Annotated in this window: 19 protein-coding genes and 1 pseudogene; 11 read left to right on the forward strand and 9 right to left on the reverse strand. The window is 58.9% G+C overall.

Annotated features, from left to right (window positions below; genetic code table 11):
* The first annotated feature begins 493 nt into the window (after nt 1-493).
* From BN1724_RS12580 to BN1724_RS06165, 3 genes and pseudogenes are all read left to right on the forward strand, one after another.
* Entirely contained in the window at nt 494-1573 is a 1080-nt protein-coding gene (locus BN1724_RS12580; protein ID WP_231928276.1) for a radical SAM protein, read from the forward strand.
* 87 nt (nt 1574-1660) lie between these two features.
* Nucleotides 1661-3331: an ATP-binding cassette domain-containing protein gene (locus BN1724_RS06160; protein WP_058234652.1), complete on the forward strand. Its 1671-nt coding sequence runs from the start codon at nt 1661-1663 to the stop codon at nt 3329-3331.
* Nucleotides 3332-3680: 349 nt separating this feature from the next.
* A pseudogene (locus BN1724_RS06165) lies at nt 3681-3932 on the forward strand (ImmA/IrrE family metallo-endopeptidase); the annotation flags it as partial.
* Between the two features lie 364 nt (nt 3933-4296).
* Here the strand turns inward: BN1724_RS06165 and BN1724_RS06175 are convergent.
* The 3 genes from BN1724_RS06175 to BN1724_RS06185 form a co-directional block, all read right to left on the reverse strand.
* On the reverse strand, nt 4297-4698 hold the full coding sequence (locus tag BN1724_RS06175) for a hypothetical protein (RefSeq protein ID WP_058234655.1): 402 nt from the start codon (nt 4696-4698) through the stop codon (nt 4297-4299).
* A gap of 115 nt (nt 4699-4813) precedes the next feature.
* The gene (locus tag BN1724_RS06180) at nt 4814-6064 is read right to left on the reverse strand and encodes a Gfo/Idh/MocA family protein (RefSeq protein WP_231928173.1); all 1251 of its coding nucleotides are present in this window, start codon (nt 6062-6064) and stop codon (nt 4814-4816) included.
* Nucleotides 6054-6812, reverse strand: a complete 759-nt coding sequence (locus BN1724_RS06185) for a ThuA domain-containing protein (RefSeq protein WP_058235816.1) — start codon at nt 6810-6812, stop codon at nt 6054-6056. The genes BN1724_RS06180 and BN1724_RS06185 overlap by 11 nt, the downstream gene beginning before the upstream one ends.
* 456 nt (nt 6813-7268) lie before the next feature.
* On the opposite strand from BN1724_RS06185, the gene BN1724_RS06190 reads away from it, so the two are divergent.
* From BN1724_RS06190 to BN1724_RS06205, 4 genes are all read left to right on the forward strand, one after another.
* Nucleotides 7269-8585, forward strand: a complete 1317-nt coding sequence (locus BN1724_RS06190) for an extracellular solute-binding protein (RefSeq protein WP_058234656.1) — start codon at nt 7269-7271, stop codon at nt 8583-8585.
* A 1-nt stretch (nt 8586) separates the two neighbouring features.
* Nucleotides 8587-9588, forward strand: coding sequence for a carbohydrate ABC transporter permease (locus BN1724_RS06195; protein WP_058234657.1), 1002 nt, complete (start codon nt 8587-8589; stop codon nt 9586-9588).
* Nucleotides 9585-10412 (forward strand): carbohydrate ABC transporter permease, encoded by an 828-nt coding sequence (locus BN1724_RS06200; RefSeq protein ID WP_058234658.1) that lies wholly within the window; start codon nt 9585-9587, stop codon nt 10410-10412. Before BN1724_RS06195 ends, BN1724_RS06200 begins: the two co-directional genes overlap by 4 nt.
* Before the next feature lie 210 nt (nt 10413-10622).
* On the forward strand, nt 10623-12248 hold the full coding sequence (locus BN1724_RS06205; RefSeq protein WP_157085789.1) for a right-handed parallel beta-helix repeat-containing protein: 1626 nt from the start codon (nt 10623-10625) through the stop codon (nt 12246-12248).
* A 158-nt stretch (nt 12249-12406) separates the two neighbouring features.
* On the opposite strand, the gene BN1724_RS06210 is transcribed toward BN1724_RS06205, so the two are convergent.
* The 6 genes from BN1724_RS06210 to BN1724_RS06235 form a co-directional block, all read right to left on the reverse strand.
* Nucleotides 12407-14218 carry an ABC1 kinase family protein gene (locus BN1724_RS06210; protein WP_058234660.1) on the reverse strand — a complete coding sequence of 604 codons (1812 nt, stop codon included), beginning with the start codon at nt 14216-14218 and terminating at the stop codon, nt 12407-12409.
* 39 nt (nt 14219-14257) lie between these two features.
* Entirely contained in the window at nt 14258-15010 is a 753-nt protein-coding gene (locus BN1724_RS06215; protein WP_084252817.1) for a GntR family transcriptional regulator, read from the reverse strand.
* A 117-nt stretch (nt 15011-15127) separates the two neighbouring features.
* Complete coding sequence (locus BN1724_RS06220; RefSeq protein ID WP_084252818.1) at nt 15128-16294, reverse strand: Gfo/Idh/MocA family protein; 1167 nt, start codon at nt 16292-16294, stop codon at nt 15128-15130.
* Between the two features lie 43 nt (nt 16295-16337).
* Nucleotides 16338-17279 carry a 5-deoxy-glucuronate isomerase gene (gene iolB, locus BN1724_RS06225; protein ID WP_058234661.1) on the reverse strand — a complete coding sequence of 314 codons (942 nt, stop codon included), beginning with the start codon at nt 17277-17279 and terminating at the stop codon, nt 16338-16340.
* A gap of 154 nt (nt 17280-17433) precedes the next feature.
* Nucleotides 17434-18402, reverse strand: a complete 969-nt coding sequence (locus tag BN1724_RS06230) for a Cgl0159 family (beta/alpha)8-fold protein (protein ID WP_157085918.1) — start codon at nt 18400-18402, stop codon at nt 17434-17436.
* Nucleotides 18403-18511: 109 nt separating this feature from the next.
* Nucleotides 18512-19621, reverse strand: coding sequence for a 5-dehydro-2-deoxygluconokinase (locus BN1724_RS06235; protein ID WP_058234662.1), 1110 nt, complete (start codon nt 19619-19621; stop codon nt 18512-18514).
* A 353-nt stretch (nt 19622-19974) separates the two neighbouring features.
* Between BN1724_RS06235 and BN1724_RS06240 the strand changes: the two genes are divergently transcribed.
* From BN1724_RS06240 to BN1724_RS06255, 4 genes are all read left to right on the forward strand, one after another.
* Nucleotides 19975-21054 (forward strand): transaldolase family protein, encoded by a 1080-nt coding sequence (locus BN1724_RS06240; protein WP_058234663.1) that lies wholly within the window; start codon nt 19975-19977, stop codon nt 21052-21054.
* Between the two features lie 44 nt (nt 21055-21098).
* On the forward strand, nt 21099-23042 hold the full coding sequence (iolD, locus tag BN1724_RS06245) for a 3D-(3,5/4)-trihydroxycyclohexane-1,2-dione acylhydrolase (decyclizing) (RefSeq protein ID WP_157085790.1): 1944 nt from the start codon (nt 21099-21101) through the stop codon (nt 23040-23042).
* A 93-nt stretch (nt 23043-23135) separates the two neighbouring features.
* Entirely contained in the window at nt 23136-24632 is a 1497-nt protein-coding gene (locus tag BN1724_RS06250; protein ID WP_058234664.1) for a CoA-acylating methylmalonate-semialdehyde dehydrogenase, read from the forward strand.
* A gap of 160 nt (nt 24633-24792) precedes the next feature.
* Nucleotides 24793-25743 carry a TIM barrel protein gene (locus BN1724_RS06255; RefSeq protein WP_058234665.1) on the forward strand — a complete coding sequence of 317 codons (951 nt, stop codon included), beginning with the start codon at nt 24793-24795 and terminating at the stop codon, nt 25741-25743.
* Nucleotides 25744-25779: the final 36 nt, after the last annotated feature.

Below are 25779 nucleotides of genomic sequence, written 5' to 3' on the forward strand. Positions count from 1 at the left end.
GATGCCCACAGCACATATCCCAACAAATGATGGCCACCCAAATCACTAGTAAACGTAGAACCAGTTACACAGAAACTTTCCTGAAGATCTCAAATTAGTTGGCGATGCGGCTACCTATACCCCCATAGCGCTATCTTTGCAATATCACATTTATGCCTTACGGACACCAAAAGGGGCTAGGTGTTACCACAGTCACATCATCTCACCCCGACTGAGATGTCCCTCACTTCCAGGTATGATTTCGATATAGCGCCGGAGAGGAGGTGTTGACAATGTTTCGGAAGATCGCTGAAGCACTCGGGATCGACGTAGTAATCAGGTGGGACGATAAGTGTCCGGCGTACCGCCGATGAAAAATCTCCCTTGGGCGCCCTTGCCTTCCCGGAGCCAAGGGCGCCCTCCTGTGTCAAGCAGAGCCACAATATGGGCAGCACGGGGGCGTACATGCTCCGTTGTGACGACTGAGAAATATAGGGCCGTGGGCCCCAAATGGATGATCAGCAGGTCTGGGAAATTAAGAGTCCCTGCGCACTGGCTCCAGCACTTGTCTGCGCCGCCGCCTAGAGCTGAGTCGCAAGCGTTTGACGTGGCCTATCATCCTGGGTTCGCATGCAATCTATCCTGCAAATACTGCTATCAGGCAGCCGAGGGACAGGAAGGCCTGTCATCGCGTATCGCGACAGGTAAAGACCGCGCCAAACCTAGTGACATTGCTAGATTCGTGCAATCAAAAATGCGTGAGGCCGAAGCAAACAACTGTACGGTCACTCTACTTGGAGGAGAACCCCTTCTCTACATGCCTGAAATCGAGAAATTCTTGCTTGAGCTTCGCCTACTAACACCCGTCACTCATGTACTTATGATAACAAATGGAACTCTCTTAAAGAAGAACACCCTTCAATGGCTTACTGCGATCGGATGCCTGCAGCTTCAGATCACATTGGATGGCTGGCGTGTTCAACACGACCAGTTCCGTCACCTGCGAAATGGCAAAGGTACATATAGTGACACATTGCGGATGATAAACTTTGCCTCTAATGCCAATATAAGTATAGTTTTGCGGATCAACGTGACAAGTTACAACATCGCTCAGATCCCACACCTTCTCGACGACGTCCAGCACTTGGATTGCGCAGGTGATATATCGATCTACTTCTCTTTAATAAACGATACAGAAGCATTTAAGGACGAGAATATAGAGTCGTCGGTGATGGCTAAGCGCTACGGCGCACTCCACTTCGATGCGGCAAGTCGAGGTTTAAATATCCTCAATCCTTCCCATAGAGGTAATTGTACCGTTTGCCAAACCCCTGAGGGTGGAGTGGTTTCAAACGGAGGCCTGGTTGTTTCTAGTACCGGGAAACTCTATAGCTGCTGGGAAAGCGCAGGTCAGGCAGGACGTGACGTCGGAAATGTAGTAGACGGATACGATCCAGCACGCTTTAAAGCCAACTGGGTGCAGTGCGGATATCACGGGGGCAGAAGCACTATCTTTCAGCGGCACGCGGAGAACTGGGCGTTCCTTGGGATGGAAGATGGGAAACGCGTCCACCTAGGATCAGCGGCGACATAACAGGCTCCTGGGAGGTGCTAAATGAAGCGAATATGGTCAGCCAGTCGATGGAGCTTGGCCTTCGCGTTCAGATCAGCGCCTTGGCTGATGACCATCACAGTCATCGTGACTTTAGTGACCGCATTAGTGCCCAGTGCCCAGGTAATCCTCGTAGGAAAACTGACCGACGCGGTAGGCGCTGGAGACTCAGCAGGCGCAACATTATGGGCCGTCGTCACGGGTGTAGTAGTCGCCGGATATTTAGCGTTACAGCAGGTCATGTACGCGGTTCAACGCATGACCCAGGTGGTGTTGACCGCAGACATGTCGGTGCAGGTTGATCGTGTGCTGAGCGGGCTGGAACCAATAGACATCGCGGACCAGCATCTTCAAGCGAAAGCGCGTGGCGCGCGCGAGGCAGTCGTCGAAGGCAAGGTGCAGCTTCAGGCAACCTCACTCCTATCCTTGGTCTTCGCGGTGGTTGTCGCAGGGTCACTGTGTTTAGCCATTGGCCGCAGCAGCATCGGTGCCGCTCTGTTCGTGCTGGGGTGCTTGGTGCCGCTGACAGTGTCCTCGATGTGGTACGCGAAGAAAGATGCGAAGATCTGGCCGTCGATCTCTGAGGAGCGTCGTCGCGGCGATTACAAACAGGACCAGATCACCTATCAAACGACCGCCACCGAACTCGCAACGCTCGGCGCATCCAACACGATGGCGCAGGGGGCGGCAGTGCATCGCTATGCCGCTCGCGGTCACGAACTTGCGCTTGAAAGGGTCTCGGTCATCGGCGACGGGCTAGCAGGTATTGTGTCAGCCTTTTGCCTCATCGGAGCCCTGTTATTTCTCGTATCACAGGACCTATCCCCCGGCGCGTTGGCAGGCGGAGCCGTGGGCATTTTATCCGGAATCCTAGCTACCGGTAACGTTGGTTTTGTCGTCGGCAGCCTGATGTCCGGGGCGAACGCGGTCGAGCGTTATCGCGCCTTTGTTGATCGACCTACCAAAGCTTTATCTTCAAGGCCGCTCGTGGATCACCCCAGGATCATTGAGACACGCGACCTGTCGGTTCGATACCCCTCACGGCAAGAGGAGTCCCTGTCTAATGCATCGATTATCGCGCGGCAGGGCGAGATGATTGCCCTCGTCGGCCCCAACGGCGCGGGAAAGTCGACGCTCGTGAAAGGTCTGATGGGTATGGCTCCCGTCAATGGCGGCTCAGTGCTCTTCGATGGCATCGATGTCACCGATCAGGGATTTCAGGAGCGCCGCCCCTGCTTTGGACTGCTATCCCAGGAGTTCGGTCGGTATGAGTTGACGGTGCGCGAAAACCTGCTGCTTGGCGCACAAAGCGGCAGCCCTGGCGATCAGAAGCTGTGGGAAGCCCTTGAGGCCGCGCGTGCGGCTGACTACGTCCGCGCCCTCGACGGCGGCTTGGATGCGCAACTCGGAGAGCAGTGGGGAGGCTCGGGTCTATCCGGTGGACAGTGGCAGCGTCTCGCCTTGGCCAGACTCATGTTGCGCGACGCGGCCGTATGGATTCTCGATGAGCCGACCAGCGCCATTGATGCCGAGGCGGAGGAGGAAATCTTCGCCGAGCTCCATCGCGTTGCCGCTGATCACATCACAATCGTCGTCTCACACCGGGCCTGGACTCTGCGGCACTGCGACCGCATATATGTTGTCGACGGGGGCCGCATTGTCGAGTCCGGATCCTTCCAGCAGCTCAAAGAGGGCGGGGGACGCTTCGCAGCATTGTTCGCCACCCAAAATGCCCAGTAGCGTACCTGATGGTTTATCCACATTAGCTCATCCGATATGCGCCTAGCCCTACAATAAATACACATCTCCAACACGAAGCATTAGATGTAACATCGGGGGTCACCATGGTCGAGCTCGCATATCAGAGGGCCCGCAAGGAAGCACGAAGGCTACTGGAAGTGTGCTGGGACGGAAAGTCCCGGTTGATTTACGGCCTATAACCGATGAGCTGAATGCCGAGTTATATCGCGCAGACCTCGGGAACAGCTTGTCCGGCCTGGTTTCAAAAGACAAAGGGAAACCCGCGCGGATCGTCTTGAACTCGCGCCACGTTGATCGGCGTAACCGTTTCACGTGAGCGCACGAGCTCGGTCACATCGTGGAGCGAAAGAATATCGCAGGTGACGATGACTATTCCTTCGAGGAGCTCACGCGCGGTCGCGAGTACGATTTACACGAGTTTTTCGCAGATGAGTTCGCAGGAGCCCTGCTCATGCCCTCCTTCGCGATTAACCACCTAAAGAGCAAGGGCGTCACGGTCGAAGAAATGGCGAACTATTTTAACGTCTCCATAGATGCCGTTAATAAATGCCTTGAACGACTAGCTAAGAATCCAGAATGAACGAATCACCCCAGATACCGTTCGAGACTGTCAAGACAGATGCGTTAACGAAACCTAAAATCAAAAGTCCAGCATCATCCGGTCTCTCTGCCGAAATCGCAAATGAATACAAGCAACGCAAAGATCAGCGCAAGTTTCTATTCGCATGCATTTTGACACTCGTATACGTAAGCCTTTTTACCCTACTCGCATTCATCACCTGTCTCGGAACAAAAGTTTTGTCCTGTCGGGCCCAGCTTCGGTAGCCGCTATCTCCGCACTGGGAGTTCAACCTTTTATATTGGTCGGCATTCTGACCACTAACGTATACAGAGATCTACCGACGAACGGTAATTCAGACAGGTAGCTGAGCGACAATTAGCCTTCACTGCGAAGCGAGCTGCTGAATGCGCTGACGGGACACACCCAAAATCGTCGCAATATCTGCCTGCGACATATCAAAACGGACAAGGGTATGGATGGCATCGCGGCGCAAGGTGGCCGCCTCGGCAAGAGCCTCCCGTCCGATCTGTTCACGCCCACCCGCTCTAGTGAGAACGGACTCAACGTCATCCGGAAGACTGTAGGTGACATGAACAGTGAAATCTTCTGTACCAGTCCACAGGGAAATCACGTCGTGTGCCTCTGCGGGGACATCTTTTGCATAACGCGCCTGGCCCATTGCGATGACCTTTTCCCCTGGGCGGAGGGCAGGACCGTACACGGAGGGAACTTTAAAAGTCCACCATGCGCCGTCCTTAAAGGCGACGACTTCATAAGCGGTCATAACGCGCCCCTCCACTCCCGTGGGATTTCAATACACGATCACTAGTCGGCGTTACAACTTCTACGGACCCCATCTGGACGTCGAAAGGAGCTATAACGCACGCACCAGCATCGCCCTACCTTCGGCAGCGCGGCCACGCCTTAATTGCGTCGCGAACGCTGCTCCACGAGGTCATAATCTCGCGCGTCCGAGGATTCATCTCTGCTGCTATCGCGGCAGTTCGAGCTTCCTCAAGCAGCTCATCAATGACCACCCGCCCGCCTCGGTCCACAGACGCTACCGCTGCCTCAACCATGGCGAAACTCAAAAGGTTGTCGTGAATCTCGTTCATCGGGGTGTACCCCGTGCGAACAGCCTGGCAAAACTCCACCAGTGAGGCGTCGATCTGCTCCAGCTCCGAGACGGTATCCTCAGCGAGGAGGGACGCCAATCGCTGATTTTCATCATCGTCATCGGTGCCGAGGCGAAGTACGCTCTGACCATCCCAGGTAGCGCTGCCTCTTTGGCACCCGACCCGCCATTCGCTGTTCCACCAGGTGGCAAGACCGCGCACATTCCAGCTGCCGCTGTAGACAAAAAGACCTCCGCCGTCCATCTCGAACGTGCAGCTGACGGTGGCATCCCCGGCGTAGGTGCTCCATGGCGGGTTCGCCCCATGTGCGGTCACCGCAACCGGTTCAGTTCCTGTCATGTATCGCACGGCATCGAACGCATGGATTCCCATATCGCGAAGCAGCGGATGTTCCTGGATCGCACGAAACCCATCTTGTTCTGTAAACAGGGTGAAGTAGGCATTGGTCAACCAGGCAGGGCCGTGCTCGCTGACGAAATCACGGATCTGTCGAACCTGACGAAAATAACGCCGAGACTGCGACACCATGAACAACGTTCCCGTAGCCTCAGCATGAGCCATTAAAGCAATGGCCTGCGGCAGCGTGTCGGTGACAGGTTTTTCGCCGAGCACCGGGATTCCTGCAGCCAGAGCCTGCACGGTAATGGGGTGGTGAGCTGCGGGGACCGTCGGGTTGATGATGATGTCGGCGCTAAGGCTCTGGGCGAGCGCTACCCCGTCGGTACCCAGCTGCACCGATGCCGGGTCCAAGTGTCCGGACTGGGCGAGTGCTTCTGCAGCAACATCTAGCGAAAGATCAGCGATGCCGACAAGTTCGGCAACCTCGCTGGCGACCACGCAGCGAGCCCACCAATGCCCCATAATGCCCGCGCCGATGATGACGGCTCGCAGCTTCGGCGGGCGATGGACGCGTTTATGATCATCACGCCCGTTATAGCCCTCGAGCCCGCCACGCCCGTCCTCTACATGGCTACTATCAGAGTGCGCGGTTACACGGCTGCTATCAGAGTGCACGGTGATCACCTTCGGATCGGAACCAGTCACGGTTGGCTCGGGCGATGGGAATCGGGGCACGCTCACGATGTTCGGGCCTTGCCCACAGCGCGGCGTTGGCGAGAATCCGCTGTATCTCCGGCTGATGGTAGACAGGGTAGTCCTGATCGCCCGGGCTGAAGTAGAAAATCTTGCCTTTGCCGCGCCGGAAACAGCACCCCGACCTAAACACTTCTCCCCCAGCGAATGAGGAAATAAAAACCAGCTCGTCAGGTTCCGGGATATCAAACATTTCCCCATACATTTCTTGTTGCGGAACGATGACGGGATGGGGCACTCCGCGGGCAATGGGATGAGATCCGTTAACCGTCCAAATTCGTTCCTCTTCCCCTTCGCTGCGCCACATCAGGTTGCAGGTGGTACCCATTAAACGGGTGAAGACCTTGGAGTAATGGGCTGAATGTAAAGCGAGCAGCCCCATCCCGCCGTGGACGTGCCGCACAACTCGATCAGCTACCTCATCAGGAACGTCCTCGTGCGCCTTATGCCCCCACCATGTGAGCACATCGGTGTTCGCGAGAGTCTCTTCATCCAATTCGCTCTCAATGTGGTCGAGCAGCACAATGCGAACATCCACGTCAAGACCGTCCGCCGTGAGCACGTTCTGAATCCCGGAAGCAATCGCGGCATGCATACCGTCGGGATAAATCCTTTGCACAGTCTGATCTACGCGTTCATGCCAGTTTTCGCCGAAAACAGTAAGCCGCAAAGAGGGCACATCATCCTCCGTGGGGTGTGATGAGAGACTCGGCGATTACATCGTAAAAGCATGAGTCGCACACGATCCGGGAACCTCGCCGGGACTTCAGAACAGGCTAGCCCGCCAAACCCAACCTTGGGCGTATCCTCGAGCCCAGCCAGCCGTACGCACAACCCGGCAACGGTCCCACCACCATCCCGTACCCCACGGGACTTTGTGCCTTATTCGCATGCTATGGTCTCCGAAGATGCCACCGATTCGCCGGATATCGCGCGCATACGTAGCGGCGTTGATGCCCGTGCAGCGGAAGCATTGACCACCGCACGCCGTCGTCCCCTAAGAGTCCGTTCACCACCTCTTAGCAACCCAATCAACAGTTCTCATCGTTCAATGACGAAAGATCTACCGATGATCCGCCCCCATCGCTCCCACTCATCCCCACATGTTGTTTCCCGTAGGAACCTCTTGCGCGCGGGCAGCGCCCTTGGAGCCGCTGCGCTCACAGGCTGCGCAGCTACCGTCGGGGCTGGAACCAAAGGCGAAGGTTCAGCACCCTCCCACGTTGAAGCGGGCAGTGGTTCACGTACCCTGACAATTTTGTCCATGGCGGCATCCATCCCCAAAGAAGACATCAACCAGTTCGCCGCCGAAAACAACTGCAGGGTGTCCATCCTCGAGTATTCCTATGACAAGCTCACGGCCATGCTGGCCGCTGGCGATCCTCCCGATATATGCCGAGGGCTCGGAGGCACTGACACACCATTTTTACAGCTCAAACAGCTGGCTGAACCTTTGGACCCTCTCCTAAAGTCCAGCCGCAAGTTGCGCATGGATATGCTGGCGCCCGTCAATAACCTGTGGCGCCATGATGGACACGAACAGGGCAAGGGAACCTACTGGGGCATCACCAAGGACTACTCGTATGACCTCCAGGTGTGGATCAACGCTGAGCTCGCGGGCGAGACCCCAACGAACAATGCTCCGTGGACGTATCAGAAGATTCTCGATGTAGCCAAAAAAGCTACGAAGACATCGCAGGGGCGGGTTGAGACCTACGGTTATGGCTGCTACCTCCAACCCCCTCCGGACCTCCAAGCCGTCCAAGCAATGATGTCGACCGCGGATCAACGACTTTTCCGTGACGATTTTGCGAGCCTCGACTTCACCCAGGAGGCGGGGATTCAAGCCATTGATTTCTTCAAGCAGCTCTGGGATACGTCAGCCACCCCGAACCCTCTGGCACCGAGTTCAAACGACATTTACGCGATGTGCAAGGCGGGTCGCATCGGAGTGTTCCAATCTGGGTACTGGACCCAGGCGATGTTCGCTGACGGTAAGCCTGAGGACCTTGAAAAGCTGTATCTCCTGACTACTCCGATGCTAGGGGATGAGCGGACCGCCTCTGTTCTCTCCGCCACCGGATATTGGATTCCGCGGGCCAGCTCCCAAAAGGATTTGGCGTGGAAATTCATGGAGTTTCACCTCGCCGGAGAATCCGCTCGCAAACGCGCCGAAAGTGGTTGGGGCATCCCGGCACTCATCACGGATGACAAGTACATGCCCACGGCGACCACGTTGAATAAGCGAGCTCTTGCCGCGAAGCAGGCCGATGACCCCTATTTCAAGGTGCAAAGCTTCACGCCCTACGCCAAAATTGACGCACTCAACCTCGACCTGAAAAAGGCGATGGAGAGAGGCGTGAAGAACGGCCATTCCGCGAAAGAAATCGCAGCCGAAGCTACCGAACGATGCAATGCCCAGCTTAAACGGGGGAAGCGCTGATATGACCTCCATCGACAACAGGCCGTCTAAGGCAAGCCCCGCTGCCCTCACGCCGGCGCGTGGTTCCTCGCCCGATGGGGGACGACGGTGGCGTCGCTACCGCCCCGCCACTTTTTACGCCTTCACCGCCCCATGGATTTTTGGCTTCGTTGCGCTCACCATCTTTCCTCTCGGGTTTGCTTTGTGGATGTCCTTTACCGACTATGACGGCATCTCCCCCACCACCAAAGGGGTCGGTTTCGCGAACTACGCGCGGGCTTTCGGTGACGCCGATCTAGGATCTTCCCTCATTCTCACGTTGATGCTCATGCTGGTCGTGGTGCCTTTGAGTGTCCTCTTCGGTCTCGCGCTTGCCGTGCTGTGCAATCAGCAGTTGCGTCTGCGCGGACTATACCGGTCGATTCTCTACTTACCAGCCGTGTTGCCGGTGACGGCGGGCGCCCTCGCGTTCAGGCTATTGTTCGACCAAGACACCGGCCCGATTAACGGCTTGCTGACCGCTATTGGCCTGGATGCGGTTCCGTGGCTTCAGGGGAATTACGCCTTCGGTTTGATGCTTGCCTACATGCTCTGGGGAACCGGTGCTTCGATGGTGATCTCTTTGGCGTCCTTGCAAAGTGTGCCGACCGAACTTCTCGAAGCAGCCATGGTCGACGGCGCGGGCGCCTGGCGGCGATTCTGGCGCATTACGGTTCCGCTCATTTCACCAATGCTGCTGTTTCAGTTCGTAACCGGCGTCATCGGATCCATCCAAATGTTCATTCCGGCCCTACTCATGGGCAACCAGAACATGGCCAGCAACGACTTTACGAGCATCCCCGAGGGTCTGCGGGTCTACATGTTGTTCGTCTATCAGACGTACTTCGCCTACGGGGACTTCGGATATGCCTCGGCCATGCTGTGGCTTTTGTTCATCGTGATCGTGGCGATCACGGTCCTGATCTTCACCTGTAGCCGCCGCTTCGTCTTCTATCAAAACTCCGGACCGGGGGATTCCAAATGAGATCCACACGTCGCAACCGCATCATCGCAAACGTCATCCTCGCTCTGGTCTGTCTGATCTTCCTGCTTCCGATCATTTGGATGATCGACCTCTCCCTGAAATCAGAATCCGAAGTGGCAGCGTTCCCAACCGTATGGTGGCCCGAATCCCTGCGGTGGGATAACTTCGCCTCCGCATTCACCTACATTGATTTCCTTGGCTACTTCAGGAATTCGTTAATCATCACAGCGATTTCCACGGTGCTGACGGTTCTCTCCAGTTCTGCGGTCGCGTTCGCCTTGGCTACTCAACGGGCCCGGGGCAAGAAAGTCATCTTTGCCATCATCATCGGCACCATGATGATTCCGTCGATCATCACCACGATTCCGGTCTACATCCTGTACGCGCGTCTCGGCTTAACCGATACCTACGTGCCCTGGATCCTGATGGGGATCGGTGGCTCAGCGTTCCTGATCTTCCTCATCCGGCAAGGTTTTGGCTCCATTCCCAGCGAGGTTGAAGATGCGGCGCTCATCGACGGGTGCGGATACTTCCGCATCTGGTGGCAGATCTATCTGCCGATGTCCAAGCCGATCCTCGCCGCCGCGATTGTTTTACAATTCGTCTTCTCCTGGGGCGATTATCTGATGCCGAAGCTTTTGCTCAGCAATGAGTCCACTACCCTCGCTGTCGCGATCAGCAATGGCTATGTGGATCAAATGCAAAATCCGCTGCAAACGATGATTGCTGCCGGAAGCCTATTGTTCTGCATTCCCGTGGTTCTGGTCTTCATCGTGCTCCAGAAATACTTTGTTCAGGGATTCGCCACCTCGGGGCTCAAATAGATGCGGCCCGCCGATAGATAGGCGGTTTAGTCTCCCCCGGTTACCCCTCCAGGTACTCCTCGCTTCACCAAAGCCCGCATACGCTCCCCCTACAGGATTATCCATATGACCGCTTCCCCATAATTTCCTCCCCGAACAGGAAGGCATAACGCTGTGGTATTTCATCAGAAGAATTCCCATCCTGTCACCACTAAGGCTCACTCCTCAGGCTTGAGGCTGCCCAGCAACGATCCAGGCACCAGCGGAGAATATCCCGCCGTCCCAGATACCCGGCACCGGTCGATCAGAGCCTCCCAGCGCGGCACAGTTGCCACTGCCGTCGCGGCGTTACTGGGCAGTTCCCTCGTGGTGCTGCCAGCCCTGCCAACAGCAGCGCAGCAGATCCTCACGGATCCCGCCTTGCCTCGCACCCTGTACGTCGACTGCTCAGCTGAACAGTCAGGAGACGGGAGCGCATCAGCGCCGTTGAATAATCTCGACGAGGCATCCTCCATTTCACTTGCCCCGGGAGATTCCCTGCTCTTTCATCGTGGATCAACCTGCCGGGGAACCTTAACCGTCACCGGCTCAGGCACAGCGCGACTACCCATTCGGATCTCCGATTACGGCGATGTGCCAGACCGAGCAGTCATCGATGGTAACGGTGGATCGTCGGCAATTGTGCTCGACAATATGGAGCACGTTGAGCTCTCGAATCTTGAGGTCACCAACGCAAATAATCCCGGCACTACCCGGACCGGGGTGCGTGTGGAGGCCAGAGATACCGGCGTTCGCTCGGGCATTACCATCCGCAAGCTTTTTGTGCACGACATTCTCGGTGACGATTCAAAGTGGACCGATGGTAGCCAAGGCATCGGTTTCGTCGTGCGCGCAGGTGATGTACCCACCCGGTTCGAGAATATTTCCGTCATCGGTAATGTGGTAGAACGGGTTGACCGGCAAGGTATTCAGCTGGTGGCCTCCGACTATGGCTCCCGTCCTGAAGAAGACCGGACCTCGGATAAGCCTCGCAACTGGCTAGCGTCAACTTCGATCCGGATTGCTCACAATGTGGTTCGCGATGTCGGCGGCGATGGCATCGTGCTCAATGCGACCGACGGTGCGATCGTCGAACGCAACACCGTCACCGGATTCCAGCGGCGCTCGGCGGGGTATAACGCGGGGATTTGGGCCTACAACGCCGACAATTCAGTGTTCCAATACAACGATGTGTCCGGCGGCGAAACCCACCGCGACGGCATGGCTTACGACATTGACCAGGGAAATATCGGCACCACATTCCGGTACAACTATTCCCACGACAATGAAGGTGGGGCCTTCCTCATATGCCAAAACGGTCCCGGAACCATCCGCGACGGACTCTTCCACGACAACTGGTCAACTAATGACTCTTATCGAGGGGTGGAAAATTGTAGCGGTGCCGTGGAGTCAGCCGCTATCGACCACAACACCTTCTATATCGGAGACGGGGTCTCTCAAACGGTTATTCAGGAAAATGTGAAAGCACCCCGCGCCATTTCCTTTACCAATAACCGCGTCACCAAGGAAGGCGACGGCACCGCAGGGTTCTCACTTCTGGACGACGGGTATACCTTTGCGGGCAATACCTTCACTGGCGTCATCGGTGCCCCAGTTCAGAACCGCGAGGCCGGCGCTGGAGCATGCGCTCCAGGCGCAGTAGTTCCGTCGGTTCTCAGTGACCTCGTGCTCACTGATGCTGATGGGAATGCGATTGGGATTCGCCCGGGCGCAGATACCAGCGCTGTCTTTGGCGCCTATTCATCTTTCACGATTGACCCTAATCAGGTCGCCGAGGATCGGCTCGGGTGCTTCTAGGTGGTCAGGGTGAGCACCGCTAAATCGCACCCAACCAACGCGAACATGCAGACCATCGCTATCACGCAGCGGCAATGGTCACCATGAACAGCTACCAGGCAAAAAATAGCTACCGCGCCCGGCGTAGGGCTACTGAGAATGGTGGCCCTGCGCCAGAGTTACCGGGGCAGTCCCCGGCCCAACCGGGTGATGGCGCGCCGCACCCCTCGGGCCGGACCACCGCCCGCCGATAGATAGATCCCGAGCAGAGCCGATGCTCCACCTGCCACGAGCATGAGCGGATCTCGGAAGCGGGCAGTTCGACCCTGACCACTAGCCAAAACACTCCCGATGCCGACGAAAAGCGCACCCATGGTGATCCCTGCGATCAGACGGTCAGCGGTTCCCTCTAGCCGTTCGATGATCGGTTCCAAGTCTTCGGGGGAGATGCGGACTTCAAGCCCCCTCGCTTCGTAGTCTTCAAGCAAGCTCAGCCCGCGTTCGGGAAGGTTGGTCGCAACGCGCATCGCATGCAGACCCGAATCTGCCAGGTGCTTGGCAAGGCTTGCTGGAGACCATTGCTCGAACAGGGTTCCGATCCCCACCTGCCCAAGCACCTGGGTCAGATGGAAGTCCGGATCGAGCACCGCCGCTGAGGACTCGGTCAGGACCAGCATGCGCAGCAGCGCGGCCACTTCGGGCGGCAGCTGCAAACGGTGGTCGCGCAGCAGCGCGGTGAGTTTCTGGAAGAACTCCATCACTGCAAGGTTGGCAAAGTTCTGTCCGCCGACGAAGTGCACGAGGATACTTACATCGCGCACGAGCGCACGTCGATCAACCCGACGCCGCGGCGGCGCAAGTTTCATCAGGGCTGAGGCGGCCGCTTCGGCGTCGTTGTGACGCAGCGCAATCAGTAAACGTAAAATGTCCTCGCGGGTGCGGGCCGACAACCGTCCCACCATGCCGAAGTCGATCAGCCACAAACCTCCGTCGGGTCGCACAAAGAGGTTCCCGGGGTGCGGGTCGGCGTGGAAGAAACCATCGACTAACACCATCCGCACGATGGTTCGGGTGGCGGCGTCTGCCAACTCGGACCGGTCGACCCCTGCCTCATCGAGCGCCTCGGTATCCGTAATCCTCATTCCCGAGACATATTCTTCGGTGAGGATGCGCGACGTGGTTGCTTCCCAGATCACTTGTGGAACATGAACGAGCCGGTCACCCGCCAGATTCTTGGCGAACTGAACGGCGTTGCGCGCTTCGGTGAGGTAGTCGAGTTCAGCCCGCAGCATCTCGGCGAAATAGTCGACGATACCCACGATGTCGTAGTCATTAGCCGCCGCCCACTCCCGGGAGGCCACCGAGGCGAGATTTTGCAGAATCTCCAAGTCGGTGGTCACCATGCGCGAAACCCCTGGTTTACGCACTTTTACCACCACATCGCGTCCATCCCGCAGCCGAGCCCGATGGGTCTGTCCGATGGAGGCGGAGGCCAGCGGCTCACGCTCAAATGACGAGTACACGGTGGATAGATCTCCGCCGAGTTCTTCTTCGACGATCTTGACGATGGTATCCCCGTCAACCGATGCGGTTCCGTCCTGCAATTTCGACAGTTCTCGCACATACGCAGCTGGGAGAATATCTTCGCGGGTGGACAGCAATTGACCGAGCTTCACAAAGGTTGGCCCAAGGTCCTCGAAGGCTCGTCGCAACCGGGCGGGACCCGTATTCTCATTCCCGTTGCTATCGCGCCCGCTGCGGTTGTGCCCATCGCCGATATGCCCGCTATGAGAGTTCTCGCTGCCGGTGCTGGCGTCGCCGTGAGGTTCGCCCTGGTCGGTTCCCTCAACTGTCAGTGCTGCGTCCTGTACCCGATTCTTTCTCCAGCGCAGCAGATGAGTGCGCAGCCCAACCTCATTGGCTACAACGCTCCATCCAGACCGGGCTAGAACCTCCGCGATTTCGCGATACCTCTCGGAATGACGTGGCATACAGTCAGCTTAAAGCCCGCGCCTGAACCCACGCACCGCTCAATCGACCAGGGTAACTTCAAAGGAATACAGGGTTGGGCGATACAGGTGCCGCCCGAACTCGATCACATCTCCCGAATCAGAGTGCGCTTTGCGGTCCATGGATAGCAGGGGTGCCCCAATCTCTTCGCCGAGCAGCTGGGCATCGCCTTCCTCCGCGGCGCACGCACAGATGCGTTCATGGGCTACCACGCTGCGCACGCCTCGGCTGCGCAGCGCCGCGTACAGACCGGTTTCCACGAGTTCAGCGTGGGAAGGCGCGATGCGGGCGGGAAGCACATTGCGCATTAACGCCAACGGTTCCCCGTCTAACAGACGCAACCGGGTCAGTTCCAGAACATGCTCCCCAGATTCCAGGAGCAGTCTGTCCGCTTGTTCGGCGGTCGGTTCCCCGATGCGATACTCGACGACCTGGGTGGACGGCGTCTTCCCGGTGCGCTGAAGATCATCAAATAATGAGGTCAAAGCCACTTTCCGGTTGACGTGACCGGATACCACCTGGGTTCCAACGCCGCGCTTTCGCACCAGCATGCCCTTGTCCACAACTTCTTGAATCCCCTGGCGGACGGTGGGTCGGGAAAGACCCAGCCGTTGGGATAGGGCGACCTCGTTTTCTAACCGGGCTCCTGCCGGCAGGGTTCCGTCGAGCACGGACCGCTCTATTACCCCTGCCAGTTGTAAATACAGAGGGGTCGATGAGGAACGGTCAATGTCGAATTCAATTTCGACGACGTCCATCGGATTAGTCGACATAATGCTGGCCTCCCGCCGTGTGGGGCGCATCGAGTGCGAAACCCGTTCACGCCTGTTTCCACGAGGTTCCGTGCGGATAAATCTACGCCTTCAGAAGGGCTTTTACCGGCAAGCCCATCATTCGGGGGGTTCCTGTAATGCGACCGCAACAAAACCGTCTTCTGTCAAAGACTTTTCAGCCGCTTCGCAGGTGGCCGCTGCGACATAGCCGTCCCAGGCCGTCGCCGCCTGAGGCGCGATATTGCTACCGTCGGCAATGGCATGAATCCATGCCTGGAACTCGGAATCGTATGCGGCAGCAAAACGCGGGCGGAAGTCTTCGGGAAGTTTTCCTCCCCATTGCGCGCCCGGCGTATGGGTGGTGATGCGTCCGTGCTGGAGCCCAATCGTGGCGATCCCTCGCGATCCGAGGACTTCGGTGCGCACTTCGTACCCGGATCGCGTATTCACATAAAGCTCATCGGTGACGATCTTTCCCGATGCCGTTGTGAACAGGAAAATCATCGGGTCGTGCTGTCCAGGGTGAGCATTCGCAGACGGGGTGGGCAGAACGGTCTGCACCTGCACAATGGGTTCGCCCAACAGGAATGAGACCGTATCAATTTCGTGAATCGCCGAGTCGTACACCATCATCTCGTCGCGGAAGCCGCTGTGAACATAAGCATTGCGATGTTTACAGTTGATCACTGAGATCTCGCCCAACTCCCCAGAGTCCATCGCGGCTTTGAGCTCGATGTATTCGGGGTCGAAGCGCCGCATGAACCCGAGTGACAGGTAGCGTCCGCCGCTTTTATGCTCGGCCTCCACGACCTGGTACGCGTCCTCGGGGTTCATAGCCAACGGTTTTTCGCACAGAACCGGTTTTCCCGCCTGGATACATGCGATGGCCTGGTCCCGGTGGTACCGGCCCGGGCTCGCGATCACCACCGCGTCCACCGCATCAGAGGTGATCAGATTGATCGGCGTTGGCGACTCCTCGCATCCGGGGATACGCGCGGACACCGCATGTGATCGCGTCGCATCGGCATCGAACACTGCAGTCACCCGCGCGCCCTTAATACGTCTCTGAAGGCGATCCACGTGATCTGCGCCCATCATCCCCACGCCGATCACTCCGACGCGGATGTCACCTGGCAGCTCAGATCGGGCACCCGCACCGCGGATATCACCTGGCACCTCAGATTGGGCAGCGGCACCGCGGATAGCACTGGCACCGGCGCGGATATCGCGATCACCGCGCCGGATTCCAGCGACATCATCGCGGCCAGCCAGATTCTCATTCATATTGAGGCCTCCTTCGTCTCAAGCACCCGCAGCTCGTGCGGTATCACATCCGGTCGGTGTTCTCAGTGCGCTCCGGGCACAGACGCGGATCTGGCGCCAGTTCGTCCCAGGTTCCACGAACCCAGGTCTGATCGGGGTGATCGGTAATGTTCCATGCCCGTTCATCGTCAGGACCAGCCATTACATTCAGGTAGTACATGTCATGTCCGGGGGCGGCTGCGCACGGACCGTGCCAGCCATGGGGCACTAACACCACGTCGCCCGTGCGCACTTCGGTCAGCAGTTCCAAGTCCCGATCACTATGTGCGCTGGTGGTCTGGTGGAAACCAAAACCGGGTGTGCCCGACGGTGCTGGCGCGATTTCGTAGTAGTAGATTTCTTCGAGTTCGCTCTCGGTCTCGGTGGTCTCATCGTGCTTGTGCGCGGGATAGCTAGACCAGTTCCCTCCGGGAGTAATCACCTCGCAGGCGATCAACGAGTCACAGTCGTCGAATCCGCCGACGGTGCCGAAGTTCCGCACTTGCCGCGTCATATTCCCAGCGCCGCGCACTTCCACCGGAATATCCTCCGCGCGAATCAGTGTGACTGGATGTTCAGGGGCTCCCTGCTTCACCATCGCGGAGGCGAATGCGAAGCGTCCACCGTGAGAACTGCGAAGCCGAATTTTGCATCCGGTTCCGGCATACAGCACATCGGTGGACCCAGCGAACACGTTCAAACGTCCGCGCAGAGAGTAGTTCTGACCGGCGACGCTGGCCTCACAGGACCCGTTGAGGGGAACCAACATGGTTTCCAGGCATCCCGTGTCGAATGTGGCCTCCGAACCGGGAGCCAAGTTCAGCACGTGCAAGCCGGTGTACTGCCAATCATCACGGGCACGCGGATCCACCACGATTTCAAATGGTCCGGTGCCGCTGCTCTGGGCGGGAATCACAAAATTTCCTTGTTCGGTGTGATGACCGGGTTTGTGCAAGCTGCTGGTCATGTCTCTCCTTCATGCTGCGAGGGCGCACGGTGCGCGTCCGTCGGTAGTAGCTGGGTATATCTGCTGGTCGTTATTAAATGTGTCCGTTAGTCGTGTGCGTCTGTCGCGCGTGTCTGTGAGGTACGTCGGGGTTGACGTCAGCGGTTTAGGCGGTTTATCCAATCATGTCGGCGGCGATGGATACGGCCTGCCGTACGTCGTCATCGCCCGGATAGAGCAAGCTTCGCCCGATCACCAGGCCTCGAACGGTGGGGAGGTCAAGCGCCCGCTGCCAGGAGGCATAGGCAGCCTCGGGGTCCCCGCTCGGGTTCCCTCCGAGGATGACAGTGGGGAGCGTGGTCGCATCCATGACTCGTTCCATATCCCGAACCGCGGGCAGTTTTAGCCAGGTGTAAGCGGAGGTGTGCCCGAGTCCCTGAGCAATATGAATCGAGGTGATGACCGCTTCGGGGCTGAGATCGTTAATGAGCTGGTCCCCGTCGCGGACGGTCAGGAATGGTTCCACCATGGCGATGAGCTGGCGCCGGGCGAGGTCGCTGATCGCGTGTGCGCATAGGTCGAGAGCGGTTGAGGTGCGTTCATCGGCATGATTGATGCGGGTGAGCATTTTCCCGCCGTTAAAACCGAAGCTATCCAATGTCGCCGCGTCGTAGGCGGTGAAACGGTCTTCAATCTCCCACGTTCCGCCTTGCAATCCGCCACGGTTCATTGAACCGAACACGACTTTGTTTTCCAGAGCGCCGCACAGCAACAAATCTTCCAGCACATCGGGAGTCCCGAGCACGCCATCGACCCCGGGAACCGCAAGTGCTTCTAAAAGCCGGTCGAGCAAGTCGGTTCGGCTGTGCATCGCGTACGGATCATTACCGACTCCGAGCGCCCCGCGGGCAGGATGATCAGCGGCAATGATCAGCAGTTTCCGGTCCGACGGGGTAGCTCCTCTCGACTCCCTGGCAAGTCCGCTCGCATAACTATCGAGGTCGGGATTGAGACTGCGGCGAGCGCGCACCGCCGCTAAACGCCGAATCCGTCCCGGATCCTGTGCCCGCACCTGGGTGATCTCGGCATAGGAGGAACAGAATGCATCAGCAGCGGGAACCGGCGGGGCAGGATCCGCCCGCATCTGGTCCATGGTGGGTGCGGTGTTCATCTGTGTGTCACTCCGTTGTGTCCAGCTGGTGCATCAAAGGGGCATGGTAGGGCGCGGTCACGTTGCGGTACTCGAGCTCCTGTCATCGCACTCGGTTGCGTAGGCTGGTGAGCATTTCCTCAACGCTGCTACCTCGGTTAGGGTCATCGCCTGCCAGCAGCATGTCTATTTCCTCGGCTGTGGGCATCGCAGTGGAACACTCGAGCCGGGAACTGACAATGGCACCGGCCGCGTTACACCTGGTCAAAAGTGTGGTGAGGTCGTGTCCGGCAAGCAGACCGTGGCACAGCGAACCGCCGAAGCTGTCTCCCGCCCCCAGACCGTTAATCACACGAATCCGATTCGCAGGCACTTCGACGCGTTCGGTGCGGGTTTTACCTAAAACACCGCGCGGGCCCTGCTTCACAATGGCCAGTTCAACCCCGAGATCCAGCAGAGCATCGGCAGCCCGATCGGGATCGCTCTGCCCAACCGCTACCTCGCACTCTTCGCGGTTTCCCACGGCCACGGTGCACAGAGCTAAGGCCTGTTGAACATACTCACGAGCCTGCTCCCGAGACTGCCAGAACATCGCTCGGTAGTCGAGGTCAAAGACAGTGTGCCTCGGCGCTCCCGGCGACACGGCTGACAGTTGGGTACCCGGTGCGGGCGTCTTGGCCTGAACACCGCTACCGCGAGCTACTTCGGCGCGGGCTCGCAATGCCTCAAAGTGCGCGCTCCGACTCGGGTCACAGGACAGCCCAGTGCCGGAAATCCAAAACAGCGGGGCCGCCGCAATCGCGTCGAAATCAAGATCCTCTGGCCTAAGCTGCAGATCCGGCGCCGAGGGATCGCGGTAAAAGAAGAGTGGGAAATCATCGGGCGGGTAGATCTCACAGAAGGTGACCGGTGTAGCGAGGTCGGCATCGGTCACCACAAAGGCCGAGGAGACACCGAGCCGTTCCATTTCCTGCACCACGAACCGCCCAAAGGGATCATCGCCGACCCCGGTGACCGCGGCCGCGCATCTGCCAAGGCGTGCGGCGGCAACCGCCACGTTAGTGGGGCTTCCACCGAGGAACTTCCCGAAACTGGTGACGTTTTCGAGCCCTACCCCTACTTGCAAAGGGTAGATGTCCACACCGCTGCGCCCAATGGTGATGACCTCGAGCGCAGATCCCTGATTCTCCTGCGATAGCGAGGGCTTAACCATGCTCTCGGAACTCCTTACCAGGCGCGCGACGCTGCGGGGCGACGTTAAGGTGCTTCATCTCTGAACCGAACCTACTCGAAGTTTGTTCGGTCATTTGTCACTACGCTATCACGGAGCTTTTCAGCACACCAGAGCCAGCGCCAACAGAACAGTAAAAATACGGTTCTGACCTCGGACAGCTCCCCTTCGACACCCCCAGGTCTGGGCGACCTCCAATCCGCGGAGCGCTCCATCCGGCAGCCTTCACATGCGACCTATGTTCTTACATAGTCTTGACATATGACAGCTAGACCACGATGCTTAGAAGCGTCCCGAACTCAGCGATGAGATCGCGTGCTCAAGGAGAGAAGAAAATGAACCAGTCCCTCGCTGGCGGCCCCCTCGGCGAAATGACCCGAACCACCCCCACCGTGCTGTGGAACGATTCGGCGGACCCCGACGAGCTGGCCCAGTCCATCGGCTTCGGAGCCGTCGGAGCCACCTGCAACCCGGTCATCGCGTACACCGGCATCACCAAACACATGGACATCTGGGGACCCCGCATCGCAGAAATCGCCGCTGAGCGCCCCACCGCTAGCGAATCGGAAATCGGCTGGCAGATCGTCAAAGAAATGAGCGTAGAGGCAGCCAAGCTTTTGCACCCGGCGTTCGTGGAATCCAATGGGCGCAACGGACGCCTCTCCATCCAAACCGACCCGCGCCTGCACCGAGACAAGGACGCCCTGGTTGCCCAGGCCGTTGAATTCTCCCAGCTGGCCGAGAACATTATCGTCAAAATTCCCGCCACCTCCGTCGGCATTCAGGCCATCGAAGAAGCCACCTACCAGGGCGTCGTAGTCAATGTGACCGTGTCGTTCACAGTTCCGCAGGTGATCGCCTCAGCCGAAGCCATCGAACGCGGGCTGCGTCGCCGCGAAGCCGAAGGGCTCGACATTTCCTCCATGGCCCCGGTCGTCACCCTGATGGGCGGCCGGTTAGACGACTGGCTCAAAGAAGTCGTCAAACGGGAAGGAATCGTGCTGGACCCCGGATACCTGGAATGGGCAGGCGTTGCCGCCATGAAACGCGCCTACGCCGAGATGCGCACTCGCGGTCTGCGCTCGCGACTGCTGTCCGCCGCATTCCGCAACCACCTGCAGTGGAGTGAACTCATCGGTGGAGACCTGGTCGTATCCCCGCCGTTTGCCTGGCAGAAGAAGTTCACCACCTCATCTATCGAATGCCGCAATCGCATTGACGAACCGGTGGACCCCAAGATCATCGAAACCCTCGAACGGCTCGTCCCTGAGTTCCATCGCGCCTACGAAGTCGATGGCATGACCCCCGAGGAGTTCGACAGCTTCGGCGCCACCCGCAAGACGCTGCGTCAGTTCCTGCAGGCCGACGCTGATCTGGACGCCCTGGTGCGCGACATCCTGGTTCCCGCCCCCTGAGAACATCACACTGGATGTCGTCCAGACCAATGAACGAGGATCGTATGAACGCCACTCCATCCCACGAATCCGCCGCACCCGCGAAACCCACGTCCGCAGGCAGCCGCACCGTCCGCTTAACCGTCGGCCAAGCCCTGGTCCGTTTCCTATCCGTGCAGTACAGCGAACGGGACGGTCAGCGCCAACGCCTGATCGCGGGCGTGCACGGCATCTTCGGACACGGCAACGTGTGCGGGGTCGGCCAGGCACTGCTGGAAAACCAGCTCGACCCCGCCGAGGGTGAAGAACACCTGCCGTTCTACCAGGCTCGCAATGAACAGAACATGGTGCACGCAGCGGTGTCCTACGCACGCACCAAGAACCGTTTGCAGACCTTCGCCTGCACCGCCTCCATCGGACCGGGGGCCACCAATATGGTTACGGGCGCCGCGCTCGCCACCATCGACCGCATCCCGGTTCTGCTCCTGCCCAGCGATATTTTTGCGAACCGAGCAGTGGATCCGGTGTTGCAACAGCTCGAGGACGAACGATCCCTCGATGTCTCGGTGAACGACGCCTTCCGGCCCGTATCCCGGTTCTTTGACCGGATCAATCGTCCTGAACAGTTGATCCCGAGTCTGCTTGCTGCCATGCGGGTGCTCACCGACCCAGCCGAAACCGGCGCGGTCACCGTATGCCTTCCTCAGGATGTACAGGCCGAAGCCTATGACTGGCCCCTGGCCTTCTTCACCCCCCGCACCTGGCATGTGTCGCGGCCTGTTCCGGAAGCCGGACCGATTGCCCGCGCCGCCGAGGCGATCCGCTCAGCGCAGCGGCCACTGCTCGTTGCCGGTGGCGGAGTGATCTATTCGGAGGCCTCATCAGCCCTAGCGGCCTTTGCAGACGCCACCGCCATTCCGGTATCCGACACCCAAGCGGGCAAGGGGGCGCTCTCCTGCGACCATCCCGCATCCGTCGGCGGTCTCGGAGCCACGGGCAATGATGCGGCCAACACACTGGCCGCCGAAGCGGATCTGGTGATCGGGGTCGGCACCCGCTACACCGATTTCACCACCGCCTCCCGCACCGCGTTCAAGAATCCCGACGTGCGCTTTGTCAACCTCAATGTCAAAGCGTTCGACGCAGCCAAACATAGCGCTGAGATGATCGTCGCCGATGCTCGCGAAGGTCTCCTCGCACTGACCAAGGCCCTGGAGGGTTACCGCGCGGACGATGGCCACACCACTCGCGCACAGCGTCTAGTTAAGGCGTGGACCGAACGGTCCCGGCCTTGCTTCGAGCCCCACAACCAGGAACTTCCCGCTCAAACCGAGATCTTCGGCGCTCTAAACGAACTGATGGGTGATGAGGACATCGTCATCAACGCCGCGGGCTCCATGCCCGGCGACCTGCAGGCACTGTGGCGCGCCCGCACCCCCGTGCAGTACCACCTCGAATACGGATACTCCTGCATGGGGTACGAGATTCCGGCCGCCTACGGTGCCAAACTCGCCTCTCCCCACAGCGAAGTCGTCGCGATTGTCGGCGACGGAACCTTCCAAATGGCTCCGCAGGAGATCGCCACCGTTGTTGCCGAAGGCATCAAGGTCATCTTGGTGATCCTGCAAAACTATGGCTGGTCATCCATCGGTGCCCTGTCTGAATCCCACGGCTCCCAGCGCTTTGGCACCAAGTACCGGATGCGCGATGAACAGTCGGGAATGCTCGACGGGCCCAAGCTGCCCATGGACATCGCCGCAAATATTCGCAGTTACGGTATTGATGTCGAGGAAGTGCGCGATACGCCGAGCTTCCGGGACGCCTACCTTCGCGCCTGCGAGAAGGACCAAACCTGCGCCATCGTGGTGGAGACCGACCTATACGGACCCAACCCGCCCGGAATTGGCTGGTGGGATGTTCCCGTCGCCGAAGTCTCGAGGTTGGAATCCACCCATAAAGCCCGTGCGGTTTACGAACAGCAGCGGGCCGACCAGCGTCCCTACCTCTAGCCCCCTCGCATAAGTCACGGATCGCGCCGTCTCCCCACCGCGACGGCGCGCCACCCCTTGTCTCAACATTTCACAGCATCGAAGGAGATATACATGACCACCGTCCAGCATTGGATCGACGGTAAGGAAACCCCGGGTTCCACCGGCACCACCCAGCCCATCATCAACCCGGCCACGGGAGAAGAGATTGGGACTCTCACGGTTGGAGATGCCAACACCGTCGATACCGCTGTGCGCATCGCAAAAGAAGCGCAGAAGAAGTGGGCGCGTTTCTCCCTGGCCAAGCGCACCCAAGTGATGTACCGCATGCGTGACCTGATCCTCGCGCACGTTGACGAAATCGCTGAGATCATCACCCGCGAACACGGCAAGACCATTGGCGATTCCAAGGGCGAGATCGCGCGCGGACTGGAGACCCTCGAGTTCGCCACCTCGATCACTCAGGAAACCCGCGGCGACTACTCGTCGAACGTCTCCACCGGCGTGGACATTCACACCATCCGCCAGCCCCTGGGCGTGGTCGCAGGGATCACCCCGTTTAACTTCCCGGCGATGGTTCCGTTTTGGATGCACCCGATCGCTATAGCGACGGGTAACGCCTTCATTTTGAAGCCGTCCGAACGCGATCCCTCCGCCTCGAACCTGTTTGCTCGCCTCTACCAGGAAGCTGGTCTTCCCGACGGCGTGTTCCAGGTCGTTCATGGCGGCAAAGACACCGTGGAGGCCCTGTGCACGCATGAAGACGTTGCAGCCGTCTCCTTCGTCGGCTCCACCCCCATCGCCAAACACGTCCATTCCCTTGCCAGCACCCATGGCAAGCGGGTGCAGGCGCTCGGCGGAGCGAACAACCACGCCGTCGTGATGCCCGACGCCAACATGGAGTTCGCCGCATCGCAGATCTCCTCAGGTGCATTCGGCGCCGCTGGCGAGCGCTGCATGGCCGTGCCAGTTGCAGTCACCGTCGGCGAGGCCCACGAGCCGTTCCTCGCGGCCATCAAGGCCGAAGCTGAGAAGGTAGTCGTCGGTCGGGGCGATGATCCGAAGGTGGGGATGGGCCCGGTCATCACCGCCCAGGCACGTCAGCGCGTCATCGACTTCACCAACGCGGCGGAAGCTGCTGGTGCCAAGGTTCTGGTCGATGGGCGCGACCTGGTGGTTGAAGGCTGCGAGAACGGTTTCTTCGTGGGCCCCACCGTGCTCACAGATGTTCCGCTAGATCAGCCCGCCTACTGCGAGGAAGTATTCGGCCCGATGCTGGTTGTCGTGCATGTCGACAATTTCGACGAGGCCCTGAACCTTGTGAACTCCTCGCCGTTCGGTAACGGCACCGCCATCTTCACCGGCTCCGGACACTACGCCCGCCGCTACGAAGACGAGGTCCAGGTCGGTATGGTCGGCATCAACGTTCCGATCCCGACCCCGGTCGGCTACTACTCATTCGGCGGATGGAAGAACTCCATCTTCGCTGAATACCACGCGCATGGCCCTGAAGCCGTGAAGTTCTACACCCGCCAGAAGGCCATCACCACCCGGTGGCCGCGGCAGGATGAGGCGCTGGAAGCCTCTATGAGCTTCCCGACCAACGACTGAGCGGCAACCGCACACTGACCGAGAATCGCGTGCATCATGCGTTGCTGCGTCGCACGCCCTGAAGTCGGGGCCCAGTACGAGGTGAGGAATGTCTTCACCTCTAGCCGGGCCCCGGCTTCGCGCTATCTCACCCATCATTTCTGTCACTGGAGACAACCCGATGAACACTGGTCAAACCCGCACCTCTGACCGTTCCCGCAACCCCGCCGCACCGTTTCATCGGCTCACGATCGGCGTATGCCCTGATCAATGGGGTGTCTGGTTCCCTGAGGATGATCAGCAGATTCCCTGGCGCACCGCCTTGGCGGAAATGGCGCAGGCCGGTTTCAGTGTGATGGAGACCGGCCCGTACGGGTATTTCCCCACCAATCCGACCGAGCTACGCGATGTTATGGACGAGCACGGATTCCGCGTGGTGGCGGGCACTGGCTGGGGCGTGTTGCACCGTGCTGAGGCCTGGCCCGAGACCGAACAGCGGTTCCGCCGGATCGCCGAGACCCATGCTGCGGTCGGCGCGGAATACATCGTGCACCTGCCGCCGATGTTCCGCGATGAAAAAACCGGTGCGTTCACCGATGACCGGGAATTATCGACCCAAGCCTGGAACTTGTACATCAAGCATGCCAATGCTCTTGGCAAACTGCTCAAACGCGATTATGGGCTCACCATGGTGCTGCACCCGCACGGCGATAGCCATATTGAAACTCCCGAGCAGATTGAGCGCATCTTTGAGGCGACCGATCCCGAGTACGTAAGTTTCTGCCTCGATACCGGCCACATCGTGTACGGCGGCGGTGATCCCTGTCAGATGGTTGAGCGCTATCCCGAACGCATCGGCTACGTGCACATTAAGGCTTTCGACCCTGAGATCACCCGGCAAGCTCACGAGCAGGACTGGCCGTTCGTGCGCGCGGTGGCGGCTGGAGCTTCTATGCGTCCGCCGGCAGGAGAACCGGATATGCGTGTGCTCATACAAAAGCTTGCCGCGATGGATAAGGACCTGTACGTGATCTGTGAACAGGACCTTTATCCGTGCGACCCCCAGCTTCCGTTGCCGAACGCCATCGCAACCCGTGAGTTCCTCGCCGACTGCGGCCTCGGCATCCGCTAACTATCCCATCACCCGGCGTGTGCCTGTCACACATCG

This window comes from Devriesea agamarum (assembly GCF_900070355.1).
In the GTDB taxonomy this organism is placed as follows: Bacteria; Actinomycetota; Actinomycetes; order Actinomycetales; family Dermabacteraceae; genus Devriesea; species Devriesea agamarum.

Coding starts and splice junctions, on each gene's coding strand:
- BN1724_RS06175 (WP_058234655.1), bottom strand. CDS start 4,698: ATGACCGCTTATGAAGTCGTCGCCTTTAAGGACGGCGCATGGTGGACT.
- BN1724_RS06255 (WP_058234665.1), top strand. CDS start 24,793: ATGAACACTGGTCAAACCCGCACCTCTGACCGTTCCCGCAACCCCGCC.
- BN1724_RS06200 (WP_058234658.1), top strand. CDS start 9,585: ATGAGATCCACACGTCGCAACCGCATCATCGCAAACGTCATCCTCGCT.
- BN1724_RS06235 (WP_058234662.1), bottom strand. CDS start 19,621: ATGGTTAAGCCCTCGCTATCGCAGGAGAATCAGGGATCTGCGCTCGAG.
- iolD (WP_157085790.1), top strand. CDS start 21,099: ATGAACGCCACTCCATCCCACGAATCCGCCGCACCCGCGAAACCCACG.
- BN1724_RS12580 (WP_231928276.1), top strand. CDS start 494: ATGATCAGCAGGTCTGGGAAATTAAGAGTCCCTGCGCACTGGCTCCAG.
- iolB (WP_058234661.1), bottom strand. CDS start 17,279: ATGACCAGCAGCTTGCACAAACCCGGTCATCACACCGAACAAGGAAAT.
- BN1724_RS06210 (WP_058234660.1), bottom strand. CDS start 14,218: ATGCCACGTCATTCCGAGAGGTATCGCGAAATCGCGGAGGTTCTAGCC.
- BN1724_RS06230 (WP_157085918.1), bottom strand. CDS start 18,402: ATGCGGGCGGATCCTGCCCCGCCGGTTCCCGCTGCTGATGCATTCTGT.
- BN1724_RS06240 (WP_058234663.1), top strand. CDS start 19,975: ATGAACCAGTCCCTCGCTGGCGGCCCCCTCGGCGAAATGACCCGAACC.
- BN1724_RS06220 (WP_084252818.1), bottom strand. CDS start 16,294: ATGAATGAGAATCTGGCTGGCCGCGATGATGTCGCTGGAATCCGGCGC.
- BN1724_RS06215 (WP_084252817.1), bottom strand. CDS start 15,010: ATGTCGACTAATCCGATGGACGTCGTCGAAATTGAATTCGACATTGAC.
- BN1724_RS06160 (WP_058234652.1), top strand. CDS start 1,661: ATGACCATCACAGTCATCGTGACTTTAGTGACCGCATTAGTGCCCAGT.
- BN1724_RS06195 (WP_058234657.1), top strand. CDS start 8,587: ATGACCTCCATCGACAACAGGCCGTCTAAGGCAAGCCCCGCTGCCCTC.
- BN1724_RS06250 (WP_058234664.1), top strand. CDS start 23,136: ATGACCACCGTCCAGCATTGGATCGACGGTAAGGAAACCCCGGGTTCC.